We start from the raw sequence: 14473 nt of genomic DNA, 5'->3' as shown, positions 1-14473 counted from the left end.
TAGTTCATTTTACTTAAGACATAAACAATCTGGCTGGCAGTGTTTCGTGCCTCATGGCATAAATTTCTTGAGCAAAGCTATAGCTGCTCATCCCCGTAGGATCTGTGTCTTTGACTGCGTTCCAGGCTGCTTCGATATCAAGGATGAGCTCCTGAATCAATCGCTGCGCTTCAGTCTGACCTATCGGCATTAACCGTAACGCACTGTTTACATAAGCTGTAACTGCGGTATATAAATGCCCGGTTACTGCCTCATCTAGACCAATCTCCAGCTGGAAGGCGATATAGGCATGCACAGTCGGCAGGCAGCATAGAGCGCGATGATCCCGAACAGAGATATCGAGCAAATCGAGGTCTAGGTCGGTGTATATACTTCGCGCCAGCTTCACCAGGCGCTTTCCCATTTTGTGAGAGCTCTCTCGCAGTTCTCTAGGGGAGCGCTGGGCAAACAGACGCTTGTCATAAAAGGCGATTCCCTCAGGGTTGTTGTTCGCTGCTGCCTCGTACACACCCTTCATGGCAAGTCCATCTAAACGGGTGAGACTCCCGGTCAGTTGGCTGCGAATGAATGAAGCGAGCTCTTCGCTTGTCCGGATTACCCCTTCGGCGGTATAGGTTTCGAGCCCTGAAGAATGGGAGAAGCCTCCTATGGGAAGTGCCGAATCCAGCAGCTGTGCGTATCTTAGTAATTTAATCGTAGAGCTGGTCTGCAACGTGTAACCACTTCCTTAAGTCTGATGAGCTGATCAGAACATAAAATATCGCTGTGTCATAGGAAGACTCTCGGCAGGCTCGCAAGTGAGCGGCTCTCCGTCAGCCTTGACTTCATAAGTTTCGGGATCAACTTCTATGACTGGCGTAACATTATTGTGGATCATGTCCTTTTTGGTCACGCTTCGGCAGCCTTTAACAGCCTCAATTCGTTTAGTCAAGCCAAGCTGCTCGCCAATGCCGGCTTCTTTGGCAGCTTGGGATACGAAGGTAATGGAGCCTTTTTGCAGCGCTTTACCGAACGAACCGAACATAGGGCGGTTAAATACGGGCTGTGGTGTCGGTATAGAGGCATTCGGGTCACCCATCTGTGCCTGGGTTATAATGCCGCCCTTCAGCACCATCTCTGGTTTGACTCCAAAATACGCTGGGCTCCACAGCACAAGATCCGCCCATTTGCCGACTTCAACCGATCCGACAATATGACTGATTCCGTGAGCGATTGCAGGATTGATCGTGTACTTGGCGACATAACGTTTAATCCGGTCATTGTCCGATGGCGAATTCTCGGTGATCGAGAGCTTGCCGCGCTGCTTCTTCATCTTGTCGGCAGTTTGCCAAGTGCGGATAATGACTTCGCCTACCCGGCCCATAGCCTGTGAATCCGAGCTGATGATACTGAATACGCCAAGATCATGAAGGATATCTTCAGCCGCAATGGTCTCCGGACGAATCCGTGAATCTGCAAAAGCAACGTCTTCTGGTATGGATGGATCCAGATGGTGGCAAACCATCAGCATGTCCAGGTGCTCTTCGACCGTATTTCGAGTGTAAGGTCTGGTCGGATTCGTGGATGACGGGATAACGTAGTTCTCTCCTGCAGCACGAATGATATCAGGGGCATGTCCACCGCCCGCACCCTCTGTATGATAGGTATGGATGGTGCGGCCGTTAATTGCGGCAAGCGTGCTCTCCAGGAATCCGGTCTCATTTAATGTATCTGTATGAATGGCTACCTGTACGTCTTGCTGCTCGGCTGCAGTAAGACAAGCGTCGATGGCAGCGGGCGTTGTACCCCAGTCTTCATGCAGCTTCAGTCCAATTGCCCCAGCCTTAATCTGTTCGATGAGAGGTTCCGTTGTTGAGCTGTTTCCTTTACCCAGGAACCCGAGATTCATCGGAAAGCCTTCCGCGGACTGCAGCATCGTATGTATATGCCATTCGCCTGGGGTGCAGGTTGTGGCTTTGGTGCCTGTAGCAGGTCCGGTTCCACCGCCGATCATCGTCGTAATACCTGAGTTGATGGCAGTACGTATCTGCTGTGGTGCGATAAAGTGGATATGTGTGTCTATTCCTCCGGCAGTGATGATATGCCCTTCGCCGGCTATAATTTCGGTTGCTGCGCCAATAATGAGAGCAGGATCAACGCCATCCATCGTATCCGGGTTACCGGATTTACCAATGCCGCAAATAAATCCATCCCGAATACCGATATCCGCCTTTACAATACCCCAATGGTCTATGATGACAACATTCGTAATGACCGTATCCGGTGTTCCTTCGCTTCGCAGGGCAGAAGCTGATTGGCCCATGCCATCTCGGATGACCTTGCCTCCGCCAAATTTGCTCTCATCACCATATACGGCATAATCCTTCTCGATTTCTGCCCACAGCTCTGTATCTGCGAGTCGGATGGCATCACCTGTTGTGGGTCCAAACATGGATGCATACTGCTCACGTGTCATTTTTTTCATGATGGATCACCTTCATTATTCGCTGCGGGAGCACCGAACCTTTCGATAAATGTCTTAAGCTTGACCTCATCCGCAGGCTGATCCAGTGATCCGTTGGTCAGATTGTTAAAGCCCTGAATTCTCTGCTTCCCACCAAATGTAGTCAGATCTACAGGCTTCTCCTCACCGGGCTCAAAACGTACAGCAGTTCCTGCTGGAATATGCAGTCTGCGTCCGTAGGCACTCTTGCGATCGAAATCAAGCTGGGCATTCACCTCGTAGAAATGGACGTGTGAACCGATCTGTACCGGCCGGTCTCCCCGGTTGATCACGGTGAGCTGAATCGTGTCACGATCAGGATGACAGATGATGTCGTCCTTCTTTAACCTGTATTCTCCTGGGATCAAGATGAATTCCCTGCCTTTCTATGCGTGTATTCTGTTACTAGTGCGTAAGAGTCAGCGAATCGGCTCATGAATGGTTACAAGCTTCGTCCCGTCAGGAAAGGTAGCTTCTACCTGTACCTCCGGAATCATATCCGGTACACCCTCCATACAGTCCTCCTTCGTCAATACCGTTCCTCCATAGCGCATCAGCTCTGCAACTGTCATGCCGTCGCGAGCTCGCTCCAGCACTTCAGAGGTCAGGATGGCGATGGATTCGGGTACATTCAATTTGAGTCCGCGCGCCTTGCGTTCCCTGGCCAAGTTGGCAGCTACGGTAACAAGCAGTTTGTCTTTTTCTTCCTCAGTCCAGTGCACATGAATCCAACCTTTCTGCACTACAATCTATTTCTAGATTTTTCAAGTTTGATATCTAACATCATAATACAACGGATGGGTGGAGCAAAAGCGTTCATTTTATTCGTTGTGTCATTAAACCCATCCTACTGCCGATGAGGCTGGAAATATCTATCTTTGCTAGAAACGATAGAATTGAAATAGATCATTTTATGTTAAATATACTCACACAGATAAGAATGCTTTGTCAATGATAATCATATCATTTTGTGAAGATGCATGATCGAGTTAGGCGAAAAATAAAATTATGTAAGGAATATTGACATAACAAAATAGATGCACCTATAATGTGATCACCAAACATTGTTGGAAAAATTTATGTGAATGTTCGGTCTGAGGGAAAAAACAAAGGGGAGTGGAGTCTATGTTAAAGAAAAAGTTCGGCAAATGGTTTCCTGTCATGATCGCTGGTGTTCTGATGCTGTCTGGATGTGTGTCATCCGGTGGAGAAACGGCCACACAGCAAACGACTGGAACGGAAGGAGCAGAAACGGCAGCTGCCTCAGACGGGGATACGATTAAAGTTGGTGTACTGCATTCTCTCAGCGGGACGATGTCCATAAGCGAGGTATCGGTTAAGGATGCGGAGATGCTGGCGATTGAGGAAATTAATGCAGCCGGCGGCGTGCTTGGCAAACAGATCGAGCCTGTCATTGAAGACGGTGCCTCTGATCCAGCGATCTTTGCAGAGAAGGCAGGGAAGCTGCTCCAGCAGGATAAAGTGGCGGCGGTGTTTGGAGGATGGACTTCCGCAAGTCGTAAAGCAATGCTGCCTGTTGTTGAATCGAACAATGGACTTCTCTTCTATCCTGTTCAGTATGAGGGCTTAGAAGCTTCGCCTAACATCTTCTATACCGGCGCGACGACGAATCAGCAGATCGTACCTTCGGTCAGCTGGCTGCTGGAGAATCGGGGTAAGAAGTTCTTCCTGCTAGGCTCAGACTATGTTTTCCCTAAGACAGCGAACAAGATTATAACGGCACAGCTGCAGGCTGAGGGCGGAGAGGTCGTAGGAGAAGAGTATACACCATTAGGACACACGGACTACAGTACGATTATCAGCAAGATCAAAGCGGCTGATCCTGATGTCGTATACAACACGCTGAATGGGGACAGTAACGTTGCGTTTTTTAAACAATTAAAGGATGCGGGCATCACCTCTGAGGATATAACGACGCTGTCGGTCAGCGTAGCAGAAGAAGAGATTCGAGGCATTGGTGCTGATGTGCTGACAGGTCATCTTGCGGCATGGAATTATTATCAAACGACAGAAACTCCGGAGAATACCAAGTTCACAGAAGCCTACAAAGCAAAATATGGTGAAGACCGTGTAACGGCAGATCCGATTGAAGCAGGATATACGGCAGTTTATTTATGGAAAGCTGCGGTTGAGAAGGCGGGATCGACAGATGTGGAGAAGGTGAAGGAAGCAGCAAAAGGGATCGAGTTTGATGCGCCAAGCGGAAAAGTAACGATTGATGGCGACAACCAGCATATTTACAAAACTGTTCGAATCGGTGAAGTGCAGTCAGATGGACAATTCAAAGAGCTGTGGAATTCAGGTGAGCCTGTGAAGCCGGATCCATATCTTGAATCCTATGAATGGGGCAAATCACTGAGCGCTGAATAAATCGCTTATCTTCTATACTAAGGGAAGGAGGCAGAACTCGGATGGATATGTTTATACTGCAAGCCTTTAATGGACTTAGTGTAAGTTCGATTCTGCTCTTGATTGCACTGGGTCTTGCTGTTACCTTCGGGCTCATGAACGTCATTAATATGGCGCATGGGGAGATGATCATGATTGGAGCTTACGCGACATTCGTCACACAAAATCTGTTTATCTCCTACATGCCGGCTTCTTGGTTTAATACTTATTTCCTAGTGGCGCTGCCGGTTTCTTTTCTGATTGCTGCAGCAGTAGGGTGGCTGCTTGAAGTACTGCTCATTCGTCATTTATACGGACGTCCTCTGGATAGCCTTCTGGCTACCTGGGGTGTTGGGATGATATTGCAGCAGCTGGCAAGGACGATTTTTGGTGCCCCGAATGTCGGGGTAACCAGTCCTTCCTGGCTCAGTGGGGGATTCGCAGTCACGGATTCTATTGTTCTTCCGTATACAAGACTGTTTATCATCCTGTTGGTGGTTGTAGTGCTGCTTCTAATGTATATCTACATTTATAAGACGGCTCAGGGACGGCGTATGCGAGCGGTAATGCAAAACCGCAACATGGCGGGATGTCTCGGGATTTCCACCAGACAGGTAGATGGACTTACCTTTGCTATTGGTTCTGGTATCGCCGGGATCGCGGGCTGTGCATTGACGCTGCTCGGACCTATTGGTCCGTCTCTTGGAACCTATTATATCGTGGATGCATTTATGGTTGTCGTGCTTGGCGGTGTTGGGAAGCTGGTAGGTACCGTTGCGGGTGCGCTGGGTATTGGAGTATTTAATACTTTATTTGAAACTTACACAAGTGCATCGATTGGCAAGGTGCTTGTATTTGCTTGTATTGTTGCATTCTTGCAATGGAAACCGCGGGGACTCGTGGCACTGCGCTCACGCAGTTTAGACTAGAGGAGGGATACCGATGCCGATTGTTAACAAACTTGGAGTTCGTGGACAGCGTATCGCCTGGGGGATAGTCCTCATTCTAATGAGTCTTGCGCCGCTTGTTTCCACGGAGTTCCGACTAAGTCTGCTGGCGAAATTTCTGGCCGTGGCTATTTTGGCTATAGGACTGGATCTTATATGGGGGTATGGTGGTGTACTTAGCTTGGGTCATGGTGTATTCTTCGGTCTTGGAGCGTACGCGATGGCGATGTATTTGAAGCTGCAGGCAAGTGGGGCTTCGCTGCCTGATTTTATGGTATGGAACAGTGTGGAGAAGCTTCCGTGGTTCTGGGAGCCCTTTCGATCGTTTCCGATCGCGATGCTGCTCGGGATTTTACTTCCGGCACTGCTGGCGTTTCTACTCGGTTTTTTCACCTTTAAAAATCGGATCGCCGGAGTATACTTTACAATTCTGACACAAGCGCTTGTTATGATTGTCGTTACCTTGTTTGTTGGTAAACAGGAGTGGACAGGTGGAACGAACGGTCTGACCGGCTATAACCATATTTTCGGTATGCAGCTGCACCATCCCACTACCACAATTATGCTGTATTATGTAACACTGGTGGTTCTGGTTCTTGCATATATTTTGTGCAGACGTATCGTTCGCAGTCGGTTTGGTCAAGTGCTGGAAGCGGCCCGAGACGGAGAGAATCGTGTTCGCTTTCTCGGCTATGATCCTGCTTGGTACAAAACACTGGCTTTTACCTTATCAGGAGCGCTTGCTGGTCTTGCGGGAATGCTGTATGTGCTCCAAGTAGGGATTATATCTCCATCTATGATGGGTATCGTTCCTTCTATTGAGATGGTGCTGTGGGTAGCGCTTGGAGGCAGAGGAACATTAATTGGTGCTGTGATTGGTGCCGTCATTCTGAATGCAGCGAAGACAGGAATTAGTGAGGCGTATCCAGAGGGCTGGCTGTTCGTTATGGGTGGTTTATTTGTAGCTATTGTCTTGTTTATGCCTCGTGGACTTGTCGGGGTATATCATAATCTGTCCAGATGGTGGAGACGAAAGGGAGGTGCTCGAGATGCCAAGTCCGTTGTTGAAGCCGAACGAGCTACATCCTAAAGGAAAAACGGTTCTGTCTGTTCAGGACATAACGGTGTCTTTTTCAGGCTTCGTCGCTGTGAACGGGATGAATCTTAACCTCAGATCTAATGAGCTTCACTTTCTGATCGGGCCTAACGGGGCAGGGAAGACTACGATGCTTGATGTCATTTGCGGTAAAACGAAGCCTGTGTCCGGTAAAGTGCTGCTTCCTGATGGAATCGACTTGACTCGTAAAAAAGAGCATCAGATCGCAAGGCTTGGAATCGGACGGAAATTTCAGGCGCCGTCGGTGTTCGGTGGTCTAACGGTCAAGGAAAATCTGGAGCTTGCTGATGATCAGAACAAAGGGGCTTTTCATTCGCTGCGAGGTCTTCGTGGAGGCGAGATAAGTCAGGCGATGGAAGAAGTTCTTACACAGATCGGTCTAACTGATCGAATCCTGGTAAGGGCAGGGGCGCTGTCTCATGGAGAGAAGCAGTGGCTTGAGATCGGGATGCTGCTGCTGCAGGAGCCTCATGTACTTCTGCTTGATGAGCCGGTAGCTGGGATGACAGATGATGAAACACTGAAGACGGGAGAGCTGCTTCAGATTATTGCCAAGAAACGCTCTGTTGTCGTTGTTGAGCATGATATGGAGTTTGTCAGACAATATGCAGAGAAGGTTACGGTGATGCATGAGGGCAAGCTGCTGACGGAAGGGACCATGCTTGAGGTTCAGCAGAATCCAGTTGTCGCCGAGGTCTATTTGGGCAAAAGGAGGAAGCCGGATGCTGTCACTTAAAAATATTGAATCTGGATATGGTGAGAGTATGGTGCTCCGTCGTGTCCATCTGGATATCGAACCAGGACAGGTCGTGTGCCTAATGGGCAGAAATGGAGTCGGTAAATCAACTCTACTTCGTACGCTTATGGGTGTTCTCAAGACGAGCCAAGGTGAAATACGCTGGGAGGGTACGGATATCTCGGAGTGGAATTCTGCGAAGAGAGCCCGTGCAGGCATCGGATATGTTCCGCAGGGCCGCGATATTTTTCCGCAACTGTCCGTAAAAGAGAACCTGATGCTGGGTCTTGAAACAGCCTCTAAGAGAAACAAGGTATTTCCTGAGGATGTGCTTGCTATGTTCCCGGTGCTGCCTACGATGTACAAGCGGCAAGGTGGAGATCTAAGTGGAGGGCAGCAGCAGCAGCTCGCCTTTGCAAGAGCGCTGGCCGCGAGGCCTAAGCTTCTGTTACTGGATGAGCCGACAGAAGGAATTCAGCCGTCGATTGTAGACGATATTCGCGATGTTATCATTCAGATTAAGAATCAGAAGGATACGGCCATCTTGCTGGTAGAGCAAAGCGAGGAATTTGTGCGCAGTGTTGCGGATTATATTTATGTTATGGATAAGGGCAGTATTGCGATGCATGGCAAGCCAGGGGATCTGGATCTGGCAGCATTTGAGCATTATCTCACGGTCTAGGTGGTTTAAACTAAGAAATACGGTATTACAAAAAACACTCGCCCTGATTCGGAAGGAGTCCGTTCTAGGTGAGTGTTTTTTTTTGATGATTCATGAGCTATGTGAACGCTGGTGTTAACTAGCTCAAGGGTAATCTAGAATCCTTGCATATTGCGGGTACAGCTTGCGAATGCATTCAGGGCATATATCATGGGTGAATTCGGCATGTGTATGCTTCTCGACAAAGCTCTCCACAGTATTCCATTCATCTTCTTCATCTCTGATGCGCTTGCATACAGCGCAGATCGGCAGCATTCCTCGAAGAGTTCGTATTTGGGAAGAGGCATCCTTGAGATGATGTTCAAGGTGTTTCAGGTGTGTGATATCAATGTGAGTAACGATAAGTCCTTTGAAGTCAGATTGGAGGGAGGTTTCATATAGAGACGCCTCCAGACGAAGCCAAATGTAACTGTTGTCCCGCAGTATCCTGACTTCGCACACATAGCCTGCCATGTTGTTGTTTAGTACTTCTTTGAGTTGATTGATAATGTTATTCATGCTGTGTGGACACGCCCCTGGAAATGACGCCATTAGATTGAAATAATTAGAACCCAGCCAATTGGTACTGGTAATACATTCATAACGGGACATCTTCTCGGGCAGAGGATGGTTGTACGAGCATATCGTTCCGTAAGCGTCAATAATGACAATGGTTGACTTGAAATCTTCGGACGAGGTCTTTATAAAAAAGGGTTCGGCTTCGGACAATAGTAGTCTCTCCCTACACTTATATTGACATTTTTAATGGATCAGAGGTGTTGTGTTGAGATTGAGTTTCTTCCAAAAAAAAGGTTGATCATATTATATACGTTCTTGCGTCATCTAACAATCATTAATCACTTACATACGTCGTTCTTTTGCGACAGCGTAAGGTGGAATTATGACGAAAAAAAGCACGCTGGCAGAGGAGGGGGCCAGGCGTGCTTTAGATAGGGAGGGGCTTGGGAGGCCCTGAAGAGGTGAGCTGGAGGGGCCTTAGGCTTAAGCTCTTGTATGTTCAATACCGGATTCGTGGAAGGGAAAGCCCGGTATGAGGGATTGCATTGACAGAATTGAGCTCTGGAAGGGCTGGAGGTTTGCGCTTCTGGCTCTGTTCCATTCTTCTTCGAGGTCACTGTCCAGTACGCTGGACAAGGCGTTGAGATCGCAGGTTTCGATTTTTAATAGTCGTCTTGCGTGAATCAGGCATACATCCTTGGCAGCATGAAGATAACCGGAAGCTGCATCGTCGGCGGTAACCTCAAGCTGAGTATTGATCCAGGCATGAACGACGGGGAGTGAGCCGACAGCATCATATCGATGGATAAGAGCTTCGAAATGCTCAAAGTCCATCCATGGATGCAGCGCTTTAGACAGTTTGATGAGGCGTTTTCCCATGGCTCTGGAGGATTCCCGTTTGTAAGCAGGGGTTCGCTTGACGTGAAGCATCTTATCAATGAGGGCGATTCTCCACTCATCCTTCTGCTCTACTGCTGTGTAGATGGCCTTGATTGCCATGCCTTCCAACTGCACAAGACTTGGATGCAGCTCACATCGCATGAATGTCTCCAGGTCGGTAGTCGTTTGGATCGTACCTTCCTCGATGTATGACTTAAGTCCGAAGGAATGAGAGAATCCTCCGACTTGAAGTGAGGAATCAAGCAGTTTTACATAATCAAGAAGCTTATTTCCTCTGTTCACCAGATTCGCCCCCTTATTGTGTTAAACGCGATAACCATCTTGGGTGAATTTGAATGTTATGTATATGTCAATTTATCTTTGAATATCGTTATGTTTGATATGTATTTTCACATAAACATCCTTATAATGTCAATAATAAAACGGAATAATATCCTATAAACAGTTAAATACCTATTTTTAATGTAATATATATTAACACTGACTTAACTTTACAGCCTTCTCTAAAAATTAAAAAATATATTTTAAAATAATCACTTTACTTATGATTGATAAGTGTGTATAATATATTTTGTTGGCAAGAAAATGCTATACAAGATGCGCGGTCGTGGTGGAATGGCAGACACGCTATCTTGAGGGGGTAGTGGGTGTATACCCGTGGAGGTTCGAGTCCTCTCGACCGCATCATACGAAAGAGCTTGAAGCAATTTGCTTCAAGCTCTTTTTTTTGCTCCCATTGTGGGTTTCGACGGGGATTACATGCAGAATACTCATTTTAACAGCTTGGCGATATCCGATTCAATCTTGTCCGGTGTCGTTTGTGGACTGTATCTTTTTACAATATTTCCGTTCTGATCGATAAGGAATTTGGTGAAATTCCACTTAATTGCTTTGGAGCCAAGTATACCTGGTGCATTGTCCTTCAAGTGCTTGAATAGCGGATGTGCCTCATCTCCGTTGACTTTAATCTTCTCAAACATCGGGAAGCTCACACCATAGTTCATTTGACAGAACTCCGCGATTTCATCATTTGAGCCTGGTTCTTGTTCGGCAAATTGGTTGCTGGGGAAACCGAGAATTTCAAAGGACTGGTCATTGAATTTGTCATATAGCTCCTGCAGTCCTTTGTATTGAGGGGTTAATCCGCACTTGCTTGCTGTATTTACGATCAAGAGTACTTTTCCTTTGTACTCCTCCATACTTAACTTCTGGCCTTTAAGTGTATTCACTTGGTATTGATAAATCGACATGCCTTCATCCATCCTTTCTATAAATTTGGAATATAAATGATGCTTGTATTGCCGTTCCTCATCAATCTCTTTATATATATTGATAACAATTTAATTTTAAACAATATATGGAGAAAGTCAAACAAAGCTTAAGAATTGAGGAGGACGATTGTCGAAGGTAAACTTAGGCATTAGAATTAAACGAAATAACGAGATAAACTGAGAACAGATAAGCTGCATGCATATTGATGAATGTTTTACTCTTATTCTATCCAAAAACAACGCTAAATCGTCAAGATGAGCCGCTGAAGGAGCTTTACATCGATTTTCAACGGGTGTATGATTCATATCGTAAATCTTGAGCAAACGAACAACCGTTTATTTAAATAGTTTCTCATTGCTATGATCGCTTAATTTCTGCCTAATATGGCGGAGAGCGGGGGAACCAGAGTAAGGCAGCGTGCTTGATTCGGTGTGAGAGCCGAATGATACACGATGCATGGGGTGAATTCTGAACCGAAGATTCATGTGGAATGTCATATGGAATCATCAGGAACAGATAGGACGACTCTCACCGTCCGAATCCGACAGCTAACCTCGTAAGCTGTACAGAGCTGAACTAGAGATGTGGAAGAGATGCAAGGTTCTTTCCTTCACTTAGCTTAACGTGAATATTCTCTAGGTATCGTCTGTGCCAACGTTTGAGAGAGGAATGATAAATCTTGTGAGCGATCAGCCACAGAGGTTTAATCCTCTGTGGTTTTATTTATGCGCTGAATTTTTGTTGATCCAAAAAGCGGGGGACCCAGATGTGGATGCATCGATCCATGGGGTGAATTTCATGGCTATTGCCGTGAATAGGGCAATCTCTCTTGTCCGAATCCGACAGCTAACCTCGTAAGCGTAACAAAGGGAGAGGCAGCAAGCCGAGTAGCGCCTATATCACAGGTCATGTTTTGCCATGTTCTGATATATAGGTGGGAGAGCACCGGGCATGCCTTTGATCGTCGGTGTTCTTTTTTTGTTGTCTTTTTCTATTACAGGGAGGAAATGATTGTAATGAGTGATGAAGTTATTTTAGTTACGGCGCCAAATGAAGCGGCCAGAAATTTTATTCGATTATTAATGTACAAGAAGCTTTCTTTTGCTGTTCTGACGAACAGTGCACAGGAAGAGAAGCAGGTCAAACGGCTTGGAGTAGAGCACATTATACGTATGGATACGGCGTTTACAAGTAAATGGCTGCTGCCTAATGCGGCGGTAGGACGTATTTTTATTTTTGAGAACAGCTTGAATCTGACCTGCCGGTTTTTGCAAATATGCAGACCCTGGACACGTAAGCCGATTACCATTATTACACAGCTGAATCATCCTCGCGGAGTATACCGCGGTATGGGCGCAGACCACGTTATTTTTACAATCAAGGGCGAAGTAGGATTTCTGTTAAATGGAGAACGGGCTGCCGTTAATTAATTGATCTGCACGCACACAGCGATAGAAGCAGGAGGCTGCGGCTTATGGCTAGTGTAGGTGCTTACTATACAGTTTGCGTAATTAGATACAGGATTGATATACTGGAGTTAAAGGAAACATAGCATGTGAGACTCGTGATATAAGCATGGGTCTCTTTTTCTATATTTACAGATAGAAAGGTAGAGAATGGCATTATGGGGAAGTTTGATCATGTGAAATGGCTCTTTTTTGATATAGGAGATACACTCGTAAATGAATGGGTTCCCGTTGATCACATTATCGGCCAATTTGTGAGAGAAGCAAATGGACTCGGGTATAACATTACAATGGAGGACGTACGCAGCAAATTTATTCAGAGCTATTCCAATTACATAGCTTCTCCCATGCAGTATGCGATTTCGGAGCTTGTGCCTTCCGAGGAGGACAGAGAGTATATCAAGCCTAGGCTTAAGTTTCAAAAGGAGCTTGAGGAGCCTTACGCTGAAGCTCGGTCTGTTCTTGAGCAGCTGGGTGAACGCTATAGGATCGGTATCGTGGCTAACCAAAGTCCGGGTACGGAAGCGCGGCTGGAGAAATATGGACTTCGTTCTTATGTGGATGTTATCGCGTGTTCGGCCGAACAAGGCTTGTCTAAACCAGATGTGCGCTTATATCAATATGCATTGAAAACAGCCGGAGCTGAGCCCTCGGAATCCATCATGATCGGCGATCGTATTGATAATGATATTATCCCAGCCAAATCACTTGGAATGATTACGATTCGAATTATGCAGGGTTACGGCCGCTATCAGCCTTCCACTGATGATAAGGATACGCCGGACTATACTGTGAATGATCTGAACGCACTGACGGCCCTGCTTCTATAAACCTAATAATAAACTGAGGCTTATACAGCAGATAGTAGCTGCTGTGCAGGAACTGCGCTCCAATGGTTAGCCGCAAGCTAACAGCTGGGGTGCAGTTTTCCTGCGTTCAGGGAGTTGGTTCAAGAATGAGTCAGGCGGCTTTATTCTAAAATAGGCAGGACATCTTCCCACACTGCGTCAAGGATAGACTGTATACGATCTTCCTCACTGTTAACAGCAATCACGGCTCTCCGGTCCGGTATGATAACGAGCAGCTGGCCGTGTGCACCATCCCCTCGATATGCTCCGTGAGAACACATCCAAAACTGACAGCCATAGCCGAGCGACCAGTCTCCCTCACCGACAGAATCAATATGCTTGCGAGTCACAAATTGAATCCATTCTGCAGGCACCAGCTGCTTGCCCTCATAAGCCCCCTCATCCAGCAGCATTTGGCCGAATCTGCTTAATTCTTCGGTGCTGATCACGAGACCTGCGCATCCCAATGTGACTCCGAGAGGCGAGGTTTCCCATTCCACGTGATGTATACCCAGAGGATCAAACAAACGGGAGTTCAAATAACGGTGGACCGTCTCACCGACGGCTGCTTGAATCAACGCCGAGATCATGAAGGTATCGCCGCTGCTGTAAGTAAACTGTTTGCCGGGAGGGCGGTTCAGCGGCAGGGATAAATAGTATTTTGCCCAATCCTTCTCCGTCAGTGACTGCCGCTCCGGCAGCCATAGCGGTGGAGAGTCATGCCCTGAAGACATCCGTAACAAATCATAAAGGGTGAGCTCATCAGGAGAAGGGAGCTGCGGATCCTGAGAGCGGTAAGTGGTGTTGTAATTGAAAAATTCACCGAGCTTTGTATCCAGTGTGAGCTTTCCTTCCTCAATGGCAAGACCAGCGGCCATGCATGTAAATGATTTGCTGATAGAATGTTGCTGACGACGCATGTCTTGATCACGGTTCCATTCTCCAACCAGCCCGCCATCCTGCAGCACACGAATCGAAAAGACATTTAAGTCTTGTGATCTAATCTTCTTCTCAAAGCCGCTCAATGTACGTATCATAGTTTCCTCCATTCCTAATTCGCCAGCAGTGTTCTGACAC

General features: G+C 47.0%; 15 protein-coding genes, 1 tRNA gene and 2 riboswitches. Of the genes, 8 read left to right on the top strand and 8 right to left on the bottom strand.

Annotated features, from left to right (window positions below; genetic code table 11):
• Positions 1-13: 13 nt before the first annotated feature.
• From BLW49_RS18165 to BLW49_RS18150, 4 genes are read right to left on the bottom strand one after another with little or no spacing between them, the layout of a single operon-like run.
• Positions 14-712, bottom strand: coding sequence for an urease accessory protein UreF (locus BLW49_RS18165; RefSeq protein ID WP_090726016.1), 699 nt, complete (start codon positions 710-712; stop codon positions 14-16).
• Positions 713-745: 33 nt separating this feature from the next.
• Entirely contained in the window at positions 746-2464 is a 1719-nt protein-coding gene (gene ureC / locus BLW49_RS18160) for an urease subunit alpha (RefSeq protein ID WP_090726014.1), read from the bottom strand.
• Entirely contained in the window at positions 2461-2850 is a 390-nt protein-coding gene (locus BLW49_RS18155; protein WP_076311967.1) for an urease subunit beta, read from the bottom strand. Before BLW49_RS18155 ends, ureC begins: the two co-directional genes overlap by 4 nt.
• A gap of 51 nt (positions 2851-2901) precedes the next feature.
• Positions 2902-3204, bottom strand: a complete 303-nt coding sequence (locus BLW49_RS18150) for an urease subunit gamma (protein WP_090726365.1) — start codon at positions 3202-3204, stop codon at positions 2902-2904.
• 403 nt (positions 3205-3607) lie between these two features.
• Between BLW49_RS18150 and urtA the strand changes: the two genes are divergently transcribed.
• The 5 genes from urtA to urtE are packed head-to-tail and all read left to right on the top strand — an operon-like array spanning position 3608 to position 8373.
• Positions 3608-4873: an urea ABC transporter substrate-binding protein gene (urtA, locus tag BLW49_RS18145; RefSeq protein WP_256209818.1), complete on the top strand. Its 1266-nt coding sequence runs from the start codon at positions 3608-3610 to the stop codon at positions 4871-4873.
• Between the two features lie 41 nt (positions 4874-4914).
• Entirely contained in the window at positions 4915-5820 is a 906-nt protein-coding gene (gene urtB / locus BLW49_RS18140) for an urea ABC transporter permease subunit UrtB (RefSeq protein ID WP_090726012.1), read from the top strand.
• 13 nt (positions 5821-5833) lie between these two features.
• Positions 5834-6928 carry an urea ABC transporter permease subunit UrtC gene (gene urtC / locus BLW49_RS18135; protein ID WP_090726010.1) on the top strand — a complete coding sequence of 365 codons (1095 nt, stop codon included), beginning with the start codon at positions 5834-5836 and terminating at the stop codon, positions 6926-6928.
• Complete coding sequence (urtD, locus tag BLW49_RS18130; protein ID WP_090726008.1) at positions 6888-7691, top strand: urea ABC transporter ATP-binding protein UrtD; 804 nt, start codon at positions 6888-6890, stop codon at positions 7689-7691. The genes urtC and urtD overlap by 41 nt, the downstream gene beginning before the upstream one ends.
• The gene (gene urtE, locus BLW49_RS18125; protein ID WP_090726006.1) at positions 7678-8373 is read left to right on the top strand and encodes an urea ABC transporter ATP-binding subunit UrtE; all 696 of its coding nucleotides are present in this window, start codon (positions 7678-7680) and stop codon (positions 8371-8373) included. The genes urtD and urtE overlap by 14 nt, the downstream gene beginning before the upstream one ends.
• A gap of 123 nt (positions 8374-8496) precedes the next feature.
• Here the strand turns inward: urtE and BLW49_RS18120 are convergent, their stop codons facing one another.
• Positions 8497-9120 carry a nitrogen regulation protein NR(II) gene (locus tag BLW49_RS18120; RefSeq protein ID WP_090726004.1) on the bottom strand — a complete coding sequence of 208 codons (624 nt, stop codon included), beginning with the start codon at positions 9118-9120 and terminating at the stop codon, positions 8497-8499.
• A gap of 273 nt (positions 9121-9393) precedes the next feature.
• Entirely contained in the window at positions 9394-10092 is a 699-nt protein-coding gene (locus BLW49_RS18115) for an urease accessory protein UreF (protein ID WP_090726002.1), read from the bottom strand.
• Between the two features lie 319 nt (positions 10093-10411).
• Between BLW49_RS18115 and BLW49_RS18110 the strand changes: the two genes are divergently transcribed.
• Positions 10412-10494 (top strand) — tRNA-Leu (locus BLW49_RS18110).
• Between the two features lie 86 nt (positions 10495-10580).
• Here the strand turns inward: BLW49_RS18110 and BLW49_RS18105 are convergent.
• On the bottom strand, positions 10581-11060 hold the full coding sequence (locus tag BLW49_RS18105; protein WP_090726000.1) for a glutathione peroxidase: 480 nt from the start codon (positions 11058-11060) through the stop codon (positions 10581-10583).
• Between the two features lie 376 nt (positions 11061-11436).
• Positions 11437-11660, top strand: a riboswitch (cyclic di-AMP (ydaO/yuaA leader).
• 140 nt (positions 11661-11800) lie between these two features.
• A riboswitch (cyclic di-AMP (ydaO/yuaA leader) is annotated at positions 11801-11958 on the top strand.
• A 140-nt stretch (positions 11959-12098) separates the two neighbouring features.
• Here BLW49_RS18105 and BLW49_RS18100 point away from each other — a divergent pair.
• Positions 12099-12512, top strand: coding sequence for a hypothetical protein (locus BLW49_RS18100; RefSeq protein ID WP_047912125.1), 414 nt, complete (start codon positions 12099-12101; stop codon positions 12510-12512).
• A gap of 212 nt (positions 12513-12724) precedes the next feature.
• Positions 12725-13378 carry an HAD family hydrolase gene (locus BLW49_RS18095; protein WP_177178786.1) on the top strand — a complete coding sequence of 218 codons (654 nt, stop codon included), beginning with the start codon at positions 12725-12727 and terminating at the stop codon, positions 13376-13378.
• A 140-nt stretch (positions 13379-13518) separates the two neighbouring features.
• Here the strand turns inward: BLW49_RS18095 and BLW49_RS18090 are convergent, their stop codons facing one another.
• Entirely contained in the window at positions 13519-14433 is a 915-nt protein-coding gene (locus BLW49_RS18090; protein WP_090725996.1) for a serine hydrolase domain-containing protein, read from the bottom strand.
• Between the last annotated feature and the right edge of the window lie 40 nt (positions 14434-14473).

This window comes from Paenibacillus sp. PDC88 (genome assembly GCF_900106725.1).
GTDB classification, from domain to species: Bacteria; Bacillota; Bacilli; order Paenibacillales; family Paenibacillaceae; genus Paenibacillus; species Paenibacillus shunpengii.
Note: the sequence above shows the minus strand (reverse complement) of the source record. Positions and strands in the feature narration are given on the sequence as shown.

Bases quoted from the DNA above. Each gene is read 5' to 3' on its own strand.
- BLW49_RS18090 (WP_090725996.1), bottom strand. From the start codon at position 14,433: ATGATACGTACATTGAGCGGCTTTGAGAAGAAGATTAGATCACAAGAC.
- BLW49_RS18100 (WP_047912125.1), top strand. From the start codon at position 12,099: ATGAGTGATGAAGTTATTTTAGTTACGGCGCCAAATGAAGCGGCCAGA.
- ureC (WP_090726014.1), bottom strand. From the start codon at position 2,464: ATGAAAAAAATGACACGTGAGCAGTATGCATCCATGTTTGGACCCACA.
- urtB (WP_090726012.1), top strand. From the start codon at position 4,915: ATGGATATGTTTATACTGCAAGCCTTTAATGGACTTAGTGTAAGTTCG.
- urtE (WP_090726006.1), top strand. From the start codon at position 7,678: ATGCTGTCACTTAAAAATATTGAATCTGGATATGGTGAGAGTATGGTG.
- urtA (WP_256209818.1), top strand. From the start codon at position 3,608: ATGTTAAAGAAAAAGTTCGGCAAATGGTTTCCTGTCATGATCGCTGGT.
- urtD (WP_090726008.1), top strand. From the start codon at position 6,888: ATGCCAAGTCCGTTGTTGAAGCCGAACGAGCTACATCCTAAAGGAAAA.
- BLW49_RS18105 (WP_090726000.1), bottom strand. From the start codon at position 11,060: ATGTCGATTTATCAATACCAAGTGAATACACTTAAAGGCCAGAAGTTA.
- urtC (WP_090726010.1), top strand. From the start codon at position 5,834: ATGCCGATTGTTAACAAACTTGGAGTTCGTGGACAGCGTATCGCCTGG.